An 18,106-nucleotide genomic window follows, 5' to 3' on the forward strand; every position below is an offset into this window, starting at 1 on the left:
ATGACGTACAGCACTCCAGCAGAAATCTTCCAGACCTCCGCCCAGCAAGCTGCACTGCTGCGCGCCGAACGCAATGCCGGGCGCCCGCTGCTGGCCACCCTGCAGCTGCCTGCCAGCGTTGTCGGTGACGACGCGCAGTGGCACGCCGCGCTGCTGCAACTGGCCGAGCGCCACGAAATCCTGCGCACCCGCTACACCCAGGTGCCTGGCCTGCAGTTGCCCGCCCAGGCGATCAGCGCGCAGGCCGAGGTACGCCTGATGCACGCGGCTGACCTTGAGCAAGCCCGCGAGCTGGCTCGCGCAGTGTTGGCAGAGACGCCGCTGGTGGCAGTGCGTTGGGCTGAGCAAGTGCTGCTCGCCGCGCCGCTGGCCAGCCTTGACCGGACCAGTCTGCGCCTGTTGGCTGATGAACTGGCGGCGCTTGGCCAGGGCCAGACATTGCCTGAATTCGATGCCTTGCAATATGCCGACTACGCCGCCTGGCAGGAGGAGCTTGCCGAGCAGCAACTGGGCCAAGAGGGCCTGGCCCATTGGCGCGGTCTGCTGGCGCAATTTACTCAAGCCCCGCAGCTGCCATTCGAGCGTCGGGTTGGCCTGGGCGGCGAGCGGGAGTCGAGCCGTCTGGAGTTGCCATTGGCGACCGTGGCAGGCCTGGCGGCGCAGCTTGGGCTGCCGGCGCAGGTAGCGCTTGGCGGGCTATGGGCAGGTTTTCTGGGCGGCCTGGTGGGCGAACAACGAGTTTTGCTGAGCCTGCTGGTGGACGGTCGCAACGAACAATTACTCGCCACCTTGGGCCACTTCGCTCGGCGTCTGCCGGTTGCCGCAGAGGTGCCGGCGCAGCAGTCTGTGCGCGAGCACCTGCAGGGCTTTGCCCAGCAGTTGGCGCAGAGCCGCTCCTGGCTTGAATGTTTCAATGAAGTGGAACTGTTCGAGAGCACTCTGGACCATCCCGGCCCGTTGCTGCTTGGCGGTGACATCGAGCTGGAGACTGAGCACGATCTGGCGCTGGTGCAAGATCCGGCTCAAGCCGAAAAACTCCACCTGCAGGCGCGCCGCTGCGGTCAGCAACTGATTCTGCAACTACTGGCCCCGGTCGGCCTGCTCGCACCGGGCTTGCTGGATGCCTGGCTGGCCCAGTTTGCTGTGTTCATCGCCGGAGCTGCGGCCGCGCCTGAGCACTCCGTCAGCGACATCGCCACGCTCGATGCCGGCCAGTCGCGGCAGGTGCTGGTGGCGCTGGACCACAGTGCCAGCCTGCAGACGCCGCAGGCGCAACTGCTGCACCAACTGTTTGAACGCCGCGCCGCGCTGCATCCGCAGCATATCGCCTTGCAGGTCGAAGGCCGCCAGCTGAGCTACGCCGAACTCGACCGCCAGGCCAACCGCCTGGCGCGGCGCCTGCAAGCCGAAGGTGTCGGCCGTGATGCCCTAGTAGGCGTCTACGGCGGCCGCTCAGTGGAAATCGTGGTGACCCTGCTGGCCATCCTCAAAGCTGGCGGCGCGTATCTGCCGCTGGATCCGTCCTATCCGCACGAACGGCTGAGCTTCATGCTTGAAGACGCTGGCGTCCGCTGCCTGGTGCGCTTGCAGGCGCTGCCTGAGGAACTGACGCTGCCCGCTGCAACCGTGCAGCTGGAAGTAACCGCGCAGACGTTGAAGGAGGGCGACGCCAGCCCGCTGCCGGCAAGCAATCACTGCGACGATCTGGCCTATGTGATCTACACCTCCGGCTCCACCGGCCTGCCCAAAGGCGTGATGATCAGCCATGCCAACGCCTGTGCCTCGACCCAGGCGCGCTTGCAGTTCTACCGCGAACCGATCCAACGCTTCCTGATGCTGTCATCGTTCTCCTTCGACAGCTCGGTGGCCGGCATTTTCTGGACCCTCGCTCAAGGCGGCAGCTTGTGCCTGCCGGCCGAGCAGGCACACAAAGACCCGTTGCAGATCGCGCAGCAGGTTGCCGACCAGCAAATCTCGCACTTCCTCGCGCTGCCATCGTTCTATGCGCAGATCCTCGAAGCACTGCCTACGGACGCCGGCCTGGCCTGCGTGATCGTGGCTGGCGAGGCCTGCCCGGTCGAGCTCAGCGAACGCCACCAGCAACGCTTGCCGCAGACACTCTTGGTCAACGAGTACGGGCCGTCCGAGAGCGCCGTCTGGTGCACTGCCCAGGCAGTTGCCGAGCCCGTGCTGGCCGAGCGCGTGGCGATCGGCACGGCGATTGCCGGCACCCGCTTGCAGGTGCTCGACGAGCAGGGCGAACTGGTCGGCTTCGGTCGCCCGGGTGAGCTGTATATCGCCGGCGCCGGCCTGGCCCGCGGCTACCTGGCAAGGCCGAGCCTGACCGCCAGCCGCTTCTTGCCGGACCCGCACGGGGCAGTGCCCGGGGCGCGCCTGTACCGCACCGGCGACCGCGTGGCCTGCCGCCCGGACGGCGTGCTCGACTACCTTGGGCGCCTCGATTTCCAGCTGAAGATTCGCGGCTTCCGTATTGAGCTGGGCGAGATCGAAGCGCGTCTTGGCGCTGACAGCCGCGTACGCGAAGCGGCGGTGGTTGCCCGTGATACCGCGGCCGGCAAGCAGTTGGCGGCCTATGTGGTATTGCACGCCGACGCGCCTGCCGAGGCCAGTGAAGCGGCGCTGCTGGAGCTGCTGCGCGAGCAATTGCCCGAGCATATGGTGCCAGCCTTCATCAACGCGCTCGAGCGCATGCCGTTGACCCCCAACGGCAAGCTAGACCGCAACGCGCTGAGTGCCCGCGAGCAACGCGGTCAGGCCTATGTCGCACCGCGCAATGAGCTGGAGCAGACGCTGGCGCGCATCTGGCAGGAGGCGCTGGAGCTGCCGCAAGTCGGTATCCACGACAACTTCTTCGCCCTCGGCGGGCACTCGTTGCTGGCCACGCGGATTCGCTCGCGGGTACACAGCGAGCTCAATATCAACCTGCCGCTGCGCGCATTTTTCGAAGGTGAAACCGTCGAGTTGCTGGCCCAGCAGGTCGAGCTGCACCGCGATAACGAAGTCAACGAAGACAAGCTCGATGCCCTCGAAGCCCTGTTCGCCGAGGCTGAGCAGCAATGAGTCAGCTACCCGATCGGATGTTGGCCCTGGCCAAACGCTTTGCCGGCTTCAGCCCAGCGGAACGCAGCGCCCTGCAGGCGAAGATGATCGCCCAGGGGCTGTCGCTGGATATTCTGCCGATTCCGCCGCGCGAGGCGGGCATCAGCGAGTTGCCGGCCTCGTATGCGCAACAGCGGCTGTGGTTGGTATGGCAACTGGACCCGCAGTCCAGCGCCTATAACCAACCCGCGCTGCTGCGCTTGCGTGGACAGCTGAACAGCACCGCGCTGGAGCAGGCGATCGGGCATTTGATCGAGCGGCACGAAGTGCTGCGCACCAGCTTCCGCTGGCACGAGCAGCAGGTGTTGCAGGTGATCCACCCGCAGCGTCGGTTTGCCCTGACCCGGCTCGACCTCAGTGCCGCGGGTGAGGGCGCCGAAGCGCTATTGGCCGAACAGATGACGGCGCTGGCCGAGCAGCCCTTCGATCTGGAGCGTGACTTGCTGCTGCGGGCAACGCTGATCAAGCTCGATGCCGAGCAGCATGTGCTGTTGTTCTGCAGCCACCATATTGTCTGCGATGCCTGGTCGTTGCCGATCCTGGTTGGCGAAGTCAGCGAAGGTTATCGCCAGGCCTTGCAGGGGCAGCGCGCTGCGTTGCCGCCTCTGGCCGTACACTACGCCGACTACGCCCACTGGCAGCGGCTGTGGCTGGAGGCCGGTGAGGGCGAGCGGCAGCTGGGCTACTGGCGCGAGCGACTCGGTAGCGAGCACGTGCAGCTGGCTTTGCCACTGGACCGGCCACGCACGGCCAGCCGCAGCAACCACGGTGCGCGCCATGAAATCGAATTCGATGCAGCCTTTGGCGCGCGCCTGCGCGCTATGTCGGCGGCGACCGGCAGCACGCTGTTCATGCTGCTGCTGGCCAGCTTCCAGGCCGTACTGCACCGTTACAGTGGCGCCGCTCAGGTCCGCGTCGGCACGCCCGTGGCCAACCGTACTCGCGCTGAAGTCGAGGGGTTGATCGGCTTTTTCGTCAACACGCAGGTGCTACAGGCTGATATCACGCCCCAGCAGACTTTTGCCGCGCTGCTGGCCCAGGTCAAAAGCCGGGTCCTCGAGGCCCAGTCGCATCAGGACACGCCGTTCGAACAACTGGTCGATGCCCTGCAACCCGAGCGCAATCTGGACAGTAGCCCGCTGTTTCAAGTGCTCTACAACCATCTGGTCGACGCAGCCGACGCCGGCCGCCTGGAATTGCCGGGCCTGACCGTCGAGGTGCAGGGCAGCGGGCATGAAGCGGTGCGCTTCGACCTGACCCTGAGCACCCGCGAAGCCGATGGCCGCTTGTATGCAGCCTTGGTGTACGCCACTGATCTGTTCGACCCCAGCACCATTGCCCGCCTAGCCAAGCACTGGCGCAATCTGCTCGCTGATGCACTGCGCGATCCGCAGCAGGCGATTGGCGACCTTGCGCTGTACAGCCCGGCAGAACACCAGCAGTTAGCGCAATGGGCCGAAGGCGGCCCGTTGCAGCAGCGCGCCCTCGATGTGCCGGCGCGGATCAGTGCCCATGCGCAAACCACACCTGAGGCCATCGCTGTGGTGCAAGGCGCACGGCGCCTCAGCTATGCCCAACTCGACGCCCAGGCCGAAGCCTTGGCCGGGCGCTTGCGCGAGCAGGGCGTGGGCGCCGATGTACTGGTCGGTATCGCTGCCGAGCGTTCGCTGGAGATGGTCGTCGGCCTGCTGGCGGTGCTCAAGGCCGGCGGCGCCTATGTGCCGCTGGCGCCCGAGTACCCGCAGCAACGTCTCAACCAGATGATCGCCGACAGCGCCCTCGAGCACCTGCTGGTGCAGGCGCCGCTGGCTGAGCGCTTTGCCGACCTGACCGGCGTGCACCAGCAACTGCTGCCCGACCCGACCCAGGCGTTGTCCGGCGCAGGCTGGGCGCTGGCGCCGATCAGCGACCCGCAGCAATTGGCCTACGTCATCTTTACTTCCGGCTCCACCGGTCGCGCCAAGGGCGTCACCGTCAGCCACGGCGCGCTGGCCAACTACGTTGCAGCCATCGGCGAACGCCTGCCGATCACTCAGGCGCGGAGCATGGCGCTGGTCTCGACCATGGCTGCTGACCTTGGTCATACCGTGCTGTTTGGCGCGCTGTGCCACGGCCAGGCCTTGCATCTGATCGACAACGACATGGCGGTCGATGGCAGCGCCCTGGGTGCTTATCTGCACAACGAACAGATCGATGTGCTGAAGATCGTCCCGTCGCACCTGGCGGCGCTGCTTGGCGAAGACAACGCCGCAGTCATCCCCCGGCAGTGCCTGGTGCTGGGCGGCGAAGCCTGCCCGCCGAGCCTGCTGCAGCGCATCCAGCAGCTGGCCCCGGCCTGCCGCGTGGTCAACCATTACGGCCCGACCGAGACCACCGTCGGCGCCATCACCCAGCGCCTGGATGGCGACTGGGCGCACGCCGCACGCCTGCCGCTGGGGCGGCCGCTGGCCAATCTGCGCGCCTATGTGCTCGACAGTGACGCCGGCGCGTTGCCGGTGAACTGTGCCGGTGAGCTGTATCTGGGCGGTGCCGGCGTCGCCCGTGGCTATCACCTGCGCCCAGGCATGACCGCCGAGCGCTTCGTGCCCAACCCGTTCAACACCGACGGCGCACGGCTGTACCGCACCGGTGACCAGGCGCGCTACCGCGCCGATGGCCTGCTGGAGTTCATTGGCCGGGTCGATCACCAGGTCAAGATTCGCGGCTACCGGGTCGAACCTGGCGAGGTGCAGGCCTGCCTGCAGAGCCACCCACAGGTGCGTGAATGCGCCGTGGTTGCTCAGGACGGCCCGACCGGCAAACAGCTGGTGGCTTATCTGGTCGCCGCCGAGGCCGATCTGCCCGGCATCCGTGAGTGGCTGGGCGAGCAGTTGGCAGCGCATCAGGTGCCGAGCCATCTGCTGCTGTTGCCCGCGCTGCCGCTGACCGCCAACGGCAAGCTCGATCACAAGGCACTGCCGCAACCCGACGTCAGCAGCCAGGCCGACTATCGCGCTGCCGCCAACGACGTCCAAGGCGAGTTGGTAGAGATCTGGCAAGCGCTGCTCGGTGTCGAGCGGGTGGGCATCAGCGACAACTTCTTCGAACTTGGCGGTGACTCGATCATCGCCATCCAGATGGTCGGCAGGGCGCGTCAGGCGGGCATTCATATTGCCTCCAAAGATGTCTTCCGCTGCCAGACCATCCTTGAGCTGGCAGCCGTTGCCAGTAGTATCCAGGTGCTGCAGATCGACCAGGGCCCAGTGCGCGGCGAGATGCCGCTGACGCCGATCCAGCAGGTGTTTTTCGCCAGCGACATCCCGCAGTTGCAGCACTGGAACCAGTCCGTGCTGTTGACGCCACGCTGCCCGCTGCAAGCGGCACTGCTGGCCCAGGCACTGAACAGCCTGCAACAGCACCATGACGCCTTGCGCCTGCGCTATCAGCAGGTTGCCGGGCAATGGCAGGCCAGCCACGTCAACAGCATCGAGGCTTGCCTGTGGCACGAAGCCGTGGCCGACGAAGCCGCTGTCCGCGATCTCGGCCAGCGTGCACAAGCCAGTCTGGATCTGAGCAACGGCCCAGTGCTGCGCGCGGTGCTGATGGACCTTGCCGATGGCAGCCAGCGGCTATTGCTGGTGATCCACCATCTGGTGGTCGATGGCGTGTCCTGGCGGGTGTTGCTGGAAGACTTGCAGCAGCTGTACCGGGATCTGCAACAAGGCACACTGGCGCGTCTGCCGGCCAAGACCAGCGCGTTCCAGAGCTGGGCCCTGCGCCTGCGCGAGCACGCCCGCGGTCCGCTGACCGCGGCTGAACTGGCCTACTGGCAACGCTTGCGTGACGCTGATGCCAGCCTGCCACTGGACCGCCCACACGGCGCCAACCTGGCCTGCCATGGCCGCGCTATCAACACCCGTCTGCCACGTGAGGCCACCACCCGCCTGCTGCAGGACGCTGCACGAGCCTACCGCACGCAGATCAACGACCTGCTGTTGCTGGCCCTGGCCGAAGCGGTATGCCGCTGGACCGGTCGCCCTGAGGTGGTGGTGCAGTTGGAAGGGCACGGCCGCGAAGAGCTGTTCCCTGAAATCGACCTGTCACGCACGGTTGGCTGGTTCACCAGCCTGTACCCCGTGCGTCTGGCCCCAGTCGACGATATCGCCAGTTCGATCAAGGCAATCAAGGAGCAACTGCGCCAGGTACCGGGCAATGGTCTGGGCTTCGGTGTGCTGCGTCATCTCGGTGACGATGCCTGCCGCGCCGCGTTGGCGGCAGTGCCGAAACCGGCGATCACCTTCAACTACCTGGGTCAGTTCGACCAGAGCTTCGACGAGGATTCGCTGTTTGCGCCGGCAGCGGAAAACGCCGGGGACGAGCGCGACAGCCGTGCCCCGCTGGGCAATTGGCTGACCCTCAACAGCCAGGTCTACGGCGGCGAGTTGGCGCTGAGCTGGAGCTTCAGCAGCGAAGTGTTCGACGATGCCACGGTGCAGCGGCTGGCCGACGACTATCAGGCGACCCTGCTGGCGCTGATCGAGCACTGCTGCCAGGTGGCAAACGGCGGAGTTACGCCGTCCGACTTCCCGCTGGCAGCGCTCGAGCAATCTCAGCTGGATGCCTTGCCGGTAGCACCGCGGGCCATCGCCGACCTGTATCCACTGGCGCCGATGCAGCAGGGCATGCTCTTTCACACCCTCTACCAACACGCCTCGGACGACTACGTCAATCAACTGCAGGTGCCGGTGCAAGGCCTCGACGCCGAGCGTTTCGGCAAGGCGTGGGCGGATGCAATTGCAGCCCACGACATCCTGCGTACGTCCTTCCACTGGCAGGGCGAGCTGAGTGAGCCGGTGCAGATTGTCCATCGTCAGGTTGAGCTGCCGTTGCAGGTGCTCGATGGCCAAGACGTGGATCTGGAGGCACTGGCCGCTGCCGAGCGGCAGGCCTGTTCGCGCTTTGATCAGGCGCCATTGCTGCGTCTGCTCCTGCTGGAGCTGGGCGGCGGCAAGCAACACCTGATCTACACCAACCATCACATCCTGATGGACGGCTGGAGCAGCTCGCAGCTGATGAGCGAAGTGATGCAGCGCTATCACGGCCTGCAGCCGGCCCGTCAGCCTGGTCGTTATCGCGACTACATCGGCTGGCTGCAGCGCCAGGACGGCGCCGCCTGCGAAAGCTTCTGGCGCCAGCGCCTGACGGCCCTGGACGAGCCTACCCGGTTGGCCGGTAGCCTGGCCCGGGGTACGGGTGCGAGCGGTCATGGCGAGTTCCACCATGACTGGGACGAAGCCAACAGCCAGCGCCTGCAGGCGTTTGCCCGGCAGCAGAAAGTCACCGTCAACACCCTGGTGCAAGCGGCCTGGCTGCTGCTGTTGCAGCGCTATACCGGCCAAGCCAGCGTAGCCTTTGGCGCCACGGTGGCCGGGCGGCCGGCAGAGCTGCCGGGGATCGAGCAACAGGTCGGGCTGTTTATCAACACCTTGCCGGTCATTGCCACCCCGCAGGCAGGCCAGCGCGTCGGCGACTGGCTGCACAGCGTCCAGGCCGAAAACCTCGCCCTGCGTGAGTTCGAGCACACGCCGCTCAACGATATCCAGCGCTGGGCCGGCACCGGCGGCGAGGCACTGTTCGACAGCCTGCTGGTGTTCGACAACTATCCCGTGGCCGAGGCACTGGGCCAACAAGCCGAGAGTAGCGTGCGCTTTGGCGACGTCTCCAGCCGCGAACGGACCAACTACCCGCTGGCCGTGGCAGTTGCAGCCGAACGCCGCCTGAGTATCAGCTACGGCTACGACCGCGCAGCGTTTACCCGCGTCACCATCGAGCGTCTCAATGGCCATCTGTTGCAGCTGTTAGCCGCCTTCATGGTCGACGCCGAGCGCCCCTTGGCCAGCATCGAACTGCTGACCGAAGCGGAGCGCGCTGCGCTGTGCCATAACTGGCCACGCTTCGCCGAACCGCCGGTACACCTGGGCATCGGCTCCATGGCCAGGGCCTGGCCAGAGCGTCAGGCGCTGATTTTCAACGGCCAGCGCTTTAGCTATGGCGAGCTCGACCAGCGTGCCAACCGCCTGGCCCATGAGCTGATCGCCCGCGGCGTCGGCCAGGAGCTGCGGGTGGGCGTGGCGTTGCCGCGCAGTGACGGCTTGCTGGTGGCCTTGCTCGCCGTGCTCAAGGCCGGTGGCGCCTACGTGCCGCTGGACCTCAGCTACCCACGCGAGCGTCTGGCGTACTTGATGGAAGATTCCGCCATCAGCCTGCTGCTGACCGTGGCGCCGCAGCGCGCGCAACTGCCGATCCCGCCGGGGCTGGCGGTGCTTGAGCTGAACAACCTTGACCTCAGCCAGCACGCGAGCAGCACACCTGTCGTCGAGGTTGCACCCGAAAGCCTGGCCTACATCATCTACACCTCAGGCTCCACCGGCCGCCCCAAAGGCGTCGCTGTCGCCCACGGCCCGCTGGCGATGCACTGTCGCAGCACCGGCGAGGCCTATCGCATGACGCCGGCCGATTGCGAACTGCACTTTCTCTCGTTCGCCTTCGACGGCGCTCATGAACGCTGGCTGACCGGCTTGCTGCATGGCAGCAGCATCCTCTTGCGCGACGACAGCCTGTGGACCCCGGAGCAGACCTGCGAGGCGCTGCGCGAGTACGGCGCGACCATGGCTGGGTTCCCGCCGGCCTATCTGCATCAGCTTGCCGAGCACGTGCAGCGGGTCGGCAATCCACCGCCGATGCGCCTGTACAGCTTTGGTGGCGATGCCATGCCGCAGGCCAGCTTCGAGCTGGTGCAGCAGGTGCTCAAGCCGAAGATGATGATCAACGGCTACGGCCCGACCGAAACCGTGGTCACGCCGATGGTCTGGCGCACTGATTTGAATGACGTCTGCAGCGCGGCCTATGCACCGATTGGCAGTTGCGTGGGCGAGCGCAGCGCGTACGTGCTCGACGCCGACCTCAACCTGTTGCCGGTCGGTGTGGCGGGTGAGTTGTACATCGGCGGCACCGGCCTTGCTCGCGGCTACCTCAACCGCCCTGGACAAAGTGCCGAGCGCTTCGTGCCCGATCCTTATGGCGAAGCCGGTGCGCGGTTGTACCGCACCGGCGATGTGGTGCGCCAGGACGAGGCGGGGGTATTCGAGTACCTCGGCCGCATCGACAACCAGGTCAAGATTCGCGGCTTCCGTATCGAACTAGGCGAGATCGAAGCGCGCCTGATGGGCTTTGCCGCCATCAGCGAAGCCGTGGTGCTGGCGCAGGAAACTGCCCAAGGGCGCAGGCTGGTGGCTTATCTGGTGGCCGCCGCTGGCCAACGCCAGGCGCATACCGATGCAGCCTTGCTCGAGCCGATCAAGGCCGAACTCAAGGCCGCGTTGCCCGATTACATGCTGCCCGCGCATTGGCTGCTGCTCGAGCAACTGCCGCTGACACCCAATGGAAAGCTCGACCGCAAGGCCTTGCCGCTGCCGACGGTTGACCACGCTGCGCGCAGCTACGTAGCGCCGCGCAATGACGTCGAAAGCACGCTGGCTGCGTTGTGGCAGGACGTGCTCAAGGTCGAGCAGGTTGGCGTCACCGACAACTTCTTCGAACTCGGTGGCGACTCGATCATCTCGCTGCAGCTGGTGGGCCGTGCGCGGCAGGCGTCGATTCGCTTTACGCCTAAAGACCTGTTCGAGCAGCAGACCATTCAGGCCTTGGCTGCCGTCGCTGAAGTGGGTGATGGCGAGCAGATCGACCAAGGCCAGGTAACCGGTGCGCAGGTACTGCTGCCGGTGCAGCAATGGTTCTTCGAGGAGCCGATCCCGAGCCGGCATCACTGGAACCAGTCGGTACTGCTCAAGGGCCGTGAGCCATTGCAGGCCGCCGCGCTGGAGCAGGCGCTGCAGGCCTTGGTCGCCCACCACGATGCGCTGCGCCTGGCGTTTGTCGAGCAAGCCGATGGCTGGCAGGCGCACTACCGTGACGTAGACGTTGCTCAGAGTCTGCTGTGGCAGGTCGAGGTGGCCGATACCGCTGAACTGGAAGCACGCTGCGAAGCTGCCCAGCGCAGTTTTGATCTGGCTACCGGGCCGTTGTTGCGGGCAGTGCTGGCGACCTTGGCTGATGGCAGCCAGCGCTTGTTGCTGGTGGTGCATCATCTGGTGGTCGACGGCGTGTCCTGGCGGCTGCTGTTCGAAGACCTGCAACAGGCCTATCAGCAAGCGCTGCAAAACCAGCCAGTGCACCTGCCGGCAAAATCCAGCGCCTATCAACGCTGGGCCGAGCGCTTGCAGACTCATGCGCAGCGCGCCGACGCGCTGGCCGAACTGGATTACTGGTGCAGCCAGCTCAGCGGCGCGGTTACCGGTCTGCCCGGTGTTGCAGCCAACGCGATCGCCAGCGGCCTCGATGCCACCAGCGTGCACGCCCAGCTCGACACCGAACAGACCCGTCGCCTGTTGCAGGTGGCGCCGGCAGCCTATCGGACCCAGGTCAATGACCTGCTGCTCACCGCGCTCGCCCAGGTGGTGGGCCAGTGGACCGGCGCCGGCTCGACCTTGATCCAGCTCGAAGGCCATGGCCGCGAGGCGCTGTTTGACGACATCGACCTCAGCCGCACAGTCGGCTGGTTCACCTCGGTGTTTCCGCTGAAGCTGACACCGGCTAACGATCCTGCAAGCTCTATCAAAGCCATCAAAGAACAACTGCGCGCCATCCCCGACAAAGGCTTGGGCTACGGCGTGCTGCGTTACCTCGGTTCGGCGGATACTCGTCGGCAACTGGCTGCGCTGCCGGTACCGCGCATCACCTTCAACTACCTCGGCCAGTTCGACGGCAGCTTCAGCCAGGATGATGCCTTGTTCAGCCCGGCCAGCGAAGCCCATGGCAGCGATTCCAGCGCTGAGGCGCCGCTGGGCAATTGGCTGTCGATCAGCGGCAAGGTGTATGACGGCCGTCTACGCCTGGACTGGAGTTTCAGCCAGGCGATGTTCGACCCTGCGCCGATGCAGGCGTTGGCGGATGCCTATGTGCAGGCGCTGGCCGAGCTGATCGAACATTGCTGGGACGAGCGCCACGCCGGCGTCACCCCATCCGACTTCCCTTTGGCCGGGCTTGCGCAGCCCCAGCTGGACGCACTTGGCGTCGCGCCTGCGGCCATCGAAGACATCTATCCGCTGGCGCCGATGCAACAGTACCTGTTGCAACATGAGCTGCATGACGCGGTGGCGGGCGACTTCGTCAACCAGATGTGCATGGACCTCGATGGCGTCGACCCGGAGCGGCTGCGCCAGGCCTGGCAGGCGGCGATGGATCATCATCCGATCCTGCGTACCCGGTTTGCCTGGGCGGCGCCGTTGGCTGCTCCGGTGCAGGTGGTGCATCGCCAGGTGCGGTTGCCGTTGCGGCAGGTGGAGGGTTGCGAACTAAGCACTGCTCAGCTTGAACAGTTGGCCAATGATGAGCGCATGCGTGGGTTTGAACTGGATGCTGAGCCGTTGTTGCGGTTGGTGTTGATTCACCGCGGTGGCGCGCGCTATCGGCTGCTGTGTACCAATCACCATATTCTGCTGGATGGCTGGAGTGGTTTTCAGCTGTTCAACGATGTCCTGGCTGCCTATACCGGGCAGGCGCTGGTGCGCAGTGGTGGTGGCTATCGCGATTACATTGCTTGGCTGCAAAGCCGTGACCGTTCTGCCGATCAGCACTTCTGGCAAGGGCAACTGGCCTTGTTGCACACGCCGACCTTGCTGCAGCGCTGCGCCATCGGCCGCACTGCGGCAGCGGCAGGAGGGCATGGCGAGTTGGCCTACCGCTTTGACACACTGCAGACCGAACAGGTTGCCAGTTTTGCCCGCCGGCAGAAAATCACCGTCAACACGCTAATGCAGGCCGCCTGGTTGTTGCTGCTGCACCATCACACGGGTGAATCGACAGTCGCCTGCGGCGTGACCTTGTCTGGACGACCGCCGCACTTGCGCGATATCGAGCGGCAGTTGGGCCTGTATATCAACGATGTGCCGCTGGTGGCCGAAATAGATCGCCTACAAGGGCTGGGCGACTGGCTGCAGGATTTGCAGGCGCGCAACCTGCAAGTGCGCGAGCATGGCTATAACGCACCGGCTGAGATCGAAGGTTGGGCGGGTCTGGGCGGTGCTCTGGCGGATACCGTGATTGTCTTTGAGAACTATCCGGTCAGCGCCGCACAAGCGAGCGGTGACAGCCGCGGCTTGCGCTTGCAGGCCATGAACAGTGTCGAACAGGCCAATACCCCGCTGACGCTGTATGTGGAGCTGAAAGGCCAATTGCAGCTGCGCTTTGACTACCGACTGGATGCATTCGCTGAGGATGCGGTGGGTCTGCTGAACGAGCAATTGTTGAAGGTGCTGTGGCAGTTAGTTGATGGGCGGATTGATCGCGATCTGGGGGAGGTGCTGGGCGACCGGGCGTTGGAGGGGTGATAGCTTGCTGTGAAAAATGTTGAAAAAAAGGCACCGACAGGTGCCCTTTTTTTGCGAAAATGCATCTGTATGCGTCAATGTGACGAGCTGTAGCTTTGCTGGTCGTGCAGTAGTGCATTCAAGGTTAAATAGCCCCTAGTCTAAGTCGTAGGGAATACCAGTATGGACAAGAAGTATTATTTGCGTCAGTGTCGGCTTGCATTGTTATATGCGGCCATATGTTTAATAGGTTGGCATTGGGGGCAACATCACTCGACGAATGCTAATTTGCTTCATACCTCCCTGGTGTGTGTTAGCGCTTTATTGTTTCCCTACACGACAAAACTCTTTGAGCGGCTGGCTCATTTAACGCGAACACATAAAGTTTTTTCGAAATTATTTGGCACTTTAACGCCCAGGAATGACGGCTTTATTATGCTTTATCACTTTGGTTGTTTTGCATTTTCGCTGCCGCTCGGGGGAGTGTATCTTATTCTTACATTAATGGGGCGGTGGATAGGGAGAGCAAGTGCTAGCGAGTCGGAACATAGGTCAAAATGAAGTCGTTTAAACTTTTCATCAGCTTTTCGTCAATTTGGGCGCTAACGACGGCCATTATTAACGCAAATGCTAGAATTCCGGCGGCTCCTGCCGGTAGGCCGACGGTAAGGCTGAATGCTGCGGCAACCAGCAAGCCAGCCATTTCACCTGCTACGATAGATTCGGCTTTGAGGAAAAACGGCTGCCAGTTGTTTGTCTCGAAGCCTTTTGCCGCCTCTGCGCGTAGGTCCAGGCCATCCATAACCCAGCCAGCATAGCCAAAGCCCTTTGCGAATCGTGCGAGGTTTTCAGCCATCTGCTTCTTGTCCATAGCACTCAGCGCAGTGGCGACGGCTGCTCGGTCTTTCGCACTGAATTTGGTCCGAATGCCATCGCCATACTTCTCAAACGCTTTGATTGCCTGATCTGCCGATCGCAGTCGATTTCCTCGAGCCGATTGCTCGAGGGCTGCAGCCTGGGTAGCCAACTGCTGTCCGAATTGAGCGGTCGCCTCTTTATAGAAATCGGTCACGAATTTTAGGGCGTCTTTATGATCTGCCTCTGCGGTCGCCTTGGCTTTTTCCTCGGCGAGACGCTTGGCTTCAGCCTCGCGTTGCTGTTGCGCTTTGACACGTTCTTGAGCGAGACGCTTACTCATGGATTCTATTGCGGCGTCCAGCCAAAGAACCCTGTACGCTTCCGCGTAGGACAAGCCGTATTCTGTCTGGATGCGCAGTGCCATGGCCATGTAGCCACGAGCTAGTCCGCTTACCCTGAGTTTGCTTTGCTTGACCTTCATCGAAATTGTAAGGGGGTTGCTGCCAAAAAAAGCATTAGCTTTTTCTAGTGCAACTGCTCGCTCTTTTCCCAAGCTTGTAATGAGTGTTTCCATTTTTGCAGCGTTACTAGCGGCATCTGCTGTCGTGGCCCCTAATGTGGCTAGTTGATTGCTCAGGTGGGTGTCGAGATTCTTGGAAGTCTCGGCAAACGTTGCTTTTACCTCCCCTTCAATACGACCGATTTCCTTCGCTAAGCCATTGTTTGCATATTGAATTTCATATTTTACATATGCCATATGCGTGGACGCTATGCCGGGCGCGAAATGGTAGGACTGTACATTGAAACCGATGCCGTAAGGATCATTGCCAGCGGGAGGCTGTGCACCGACAAAGGTGGCTGGGAGATTCATTTGCATAGGGCGATATTCCTCGCGGTACTAGATGGCGGAGCAGTTTTGCTCCGGCCTGCTATTCGAGCAGGTGAAGTCACTTTATATGCATAAATGCATTTGATCAACCATAAAATGCATAAACGCATTCTGGGCGCTGGCGTAACCCCTTGGAAGGTTGTGGGAGAGGGGGCAGTTGCTTGCTCGCTGGCTTAGGTGTGCATGCATCTCGCTGCCCTGCAAAATGCAGGGCAACAAAAAGCCCCCGCCGGAATCCCGGTGGGGGCTTTGAACTCGCGAGACTGCGAGTCAGATCAGAAGCTGTATTTCACATTGAACATCACGTTGCGTGGTGCCCCCCAGTACACGGAGTCATAGTTGCCTAGGCCACTGTAGTAGTGCTTGTCGAACAGGTTGTTGACATTAACCGTGCCCTTGAGGTCGCGAGTAAAGTCATAACCCGCATTGAGACCGACCAGCGTAAAGGCCTTCTGCTTGAATTTGGCGTTCGGGTCATCGGTGGTGTACCACTCACCCGGTTGATAGAACGTCTCGCTCTGCCATTTGAGATTGCCGCCTACCGTGATCTTGCTCCAGTCGCCCGGCAGCCGGTAGTTGGTCGCGAGTTTCAGCAGATGCTGCGGTTGGTTGGTCGCAACGCGCTCGTCGTCGCTATCATGCGACTCCGCGAAGGTGTAACCACCCATCACATTCAAGTCCTTGAGGACCTCGCCCGAGACCTCCAGCTCGACGCCGCGTGTTCTTACACCTTCTCTGGCTTCGTAGATGGACCGGAAGTTTTGCGCGTCGTAACCGACTTCTACTGCGAAGTTGTCCTGAGACAGCTGGAACACTGCCAGGCTGGCGTTGACCCGATCCTCAAGGTAAGCGCCCTTGATACCAATCTCGTAGCTCTTGCCCGTCATCGGATCAAGCGGTTTGCCCGTCGCATCGCGGTTGTATGCCTGAGGCTTGAAAACGTCGGTGTAGCTGAAGTAGACAGTGTGGTACTGATCCAGATCGTAGGTGACGCCGGCATAAGGTACGACCTCGCCAGACACCTTAGAGTCTGCTGGCAGCTTGCGATTCACGGCGTTGATCGTATCGATTTCCCAGGTGTAGTTGACCACGCGGGCGCCAACGATCAATGACAGTTCGTCAGTCGGCTTGAAGATCGATGCAGCGAAGGCAACGCTCTGGCGTGCCTTGATATCGAAGGTTGACCACCACTGGAAATTGGTCGGGTAGTCGCCGTATCCATCCCATTGGAAGACGTCCTCGACAATCGGGTTGGTTTGGCCGTCCTGGCGAACTGATTGAGATTTGGTTTCAGAATAGTTGTAGCCAACAACTGCCTCGTGGATGCGTCCACCCAGGGTGAACGGGCCTCGCGCATAAAGGTCGAGACCTTTTTCCTTGCTGGTGGTATTGAACTTCGAAGCTGTACCGAATGCCGTGTTCACCGTACCGTCAGGGTTGATGTTGCCACCGATAAAGCCGTGGGAGATTCTGCCGTCATCGCGGATGCCCTCAGCGCTGACGCCGGACATCAACTCACGCGAGCGATAATGGCGTCCGCTGGCCACACCTTTGAGAATCCAGTCGTTATCGAAGGTATGCGAGAGTTCGACAAACGCCCGCTGAGTTTCCTGATTACGCCAGGACCAACGGTCGGCGGCGTTGAAATCGCGATCAAACTTGGCGATGCGACCGTCTTGGTAGAACCCAGGCATCGCGTTGACTGTACTGCCGTTATTGTTGTTTTTCTGAATGTCATAGCCGACCGACAGCATCGTGCTTTCGTTAAGGTCGGCCTCCAACACACCATAGAAAGTGTTTTGCTCGCCGGTCAGGTAGTTCACATAGCTGTGCTGCTTCTGGGTACCCACCACGGTGCGACCGCGAATGTTACCGCTGTCGGTAAGAGGGCCGGACAAGTCGATGTCGGCGGTGTACTTGTCCCAAGAACCGGCACCCAGGCCGACCTTGCCCTGAAACTTGTCGGTCGGGCGCTTGCGCACTAGATTGACAACGCCCGACGGATAGCCGGTGCCGTTGACCAAGCCGGTTGCGCCCTTTAGCACTTCCACCCTGTCGTAGATCAAGCTGTCGCCGATGCTGTAGTTATCACGCAGAGAGCCGCCTTCCGAGGAGAGGCTGGGCACGCCGTCGAACTGGAAATTCTCCAGTTTGAAACCGCGCGAATAGAAGCTGTAAGCCTCTGAGCTTTCTTGGTCAACAGTAATCCCCGGCGTCTGCTTGAGCACATCGGAAACACTCTGCAGGTTCTGATCATCCATCTGCTGGCGGGTCACCACACTGACCGACTGCGGCGTCTTGCGCAGGCTCAGGGGCAAGCGCGTAGCTGCTGCGGTTTCACCGGTGGTGTACGAACCTGTTCCTTCGGTGGTGATCCCCAACGCCGCCCCGGAAATGTTCGTTGCACCCAACTGCATCGCCGCATCATCCGCCGCCCGCGGAGCGCCAAGGGTGACGACGTTGCCCTGCACGCTGTAGCTGACGCCAGTGCCCTGCAGCAGTCGCGCCAGTGCTTGCTCAGGCGACAGGCGACCGGCTACTGCTGCGCTGCGTCGGCCCTGCACGGTGTCCTGGCTGAACAGGATCTGCATGTCGGTCTGCTTGCCGAAGCTGAGCAGCGCGCTGCTCAGCGGCTGCGCCGGAATGTCGAAAGCCAGGTCCTGCGCCTGAGCAACCGTTGCGTAGGGCAGGGCCAGGGCCAGGCCAAGGGCGCTCATGCTCAACGATGGGCGCAAGGCATGGCGCAGAAGCAGTGCTTTTCCTAGTGGGGTGAGGCGGTGTGGTGCTGGCATTGTGTCGGCTCTTATATATGGCGTAAGTGTTAATGCGATTG

At 62.7% G+C, this 18,106-nt stretch carries 5 protein-coding genes; 3 read left to right on the plus strand and 2 right to left on the minus strand.

Features of this window, described 5'->3' with window-relative positions:
* The 3 genes from HU736_RS02235 to HU736_RS22315 all read left to right on the plus strand — a co-directional run bounded on the left by HU736_RS02235 (position 1) and on the right by HU736_RS22315 (position 14,087).
* Complete coding sequence (locus HU736_RS02235; protein WP_186699707.1) at positions 1-3,081, plus strand: non-ribosomal peptide synthetase; 3,081 nt, start codon at positions 1-3, stop codon at positions 3,079-3,081.
* A complete protein-coding gene (locus HU736_RS02240; protein ID WP_186699709.1) occupies positions 3,078-13,547 on the plus strand; it encodes a non-ribosomal peptide synthetase in 10,470 nt (3,489 codons plus the stop codon). The genes HU736_RS02235 and HU736_RS02240 overlap by 4 nt, the downstream gene beginning before the upstream one ends.
* Positions 13,548-13,709: 162 nt before the next feature.
* Positions 13,710-14,087 (plus strand): colicin E1 family microcin immunity protein, encoded by a 378-nt coding sequence (locus HU736_RS22315; protein WP_496197755.1) that lies wholly within the window; start codon positions 13,710-13,712, stop codon positions 14,085-14,087.
* Here the strand turns inward: HU736_RS22315 and HU736_RS02245 are convergent.
* Together HU736_RS02245 and HU736_RS02250 are read right to left on the minus strand one after the other, a co-directional pair.
* Complete coding sequence (locus tag HU736_RS02245; protein ID WP_186699711.1) at positions 14,059-15,261, minus strand: colicin-like pore-forming protein; 1,203 nt, start codon at positions 15,259-15,261, stop codon at positions 14,059-14,061. The two genes, HU736_RS22315 and HU736_RS02245, sit on opposite strands and share 29 nt — an antisense overlap.
* 287 nt (positions 15,262-15,548) lie before the next feature.
* Positions 15,549-18,065: a TonB-dependent siderophore receptor gene (locus HU736_RS02250; protein WP_186699713.1), complete on the minus strand. Its 2,517-nt coding sequence runs from the start codon at positions 18,063-18,065 to the stop codon at positions 15,549-15,551.
* Positions 18,066-18,106: the final 41 nt, after the last annotated feature.

The organism is Pseudomonas shirazensis (genome assembly GCF_014268785.2).
GTDB lineage: Bacteria > Pseudomonadota > Gammaproteobacteria > Pseudomonadales > Pseudomonadaceae > Aquipseudomonas > Aquipseudomonas shirazensis.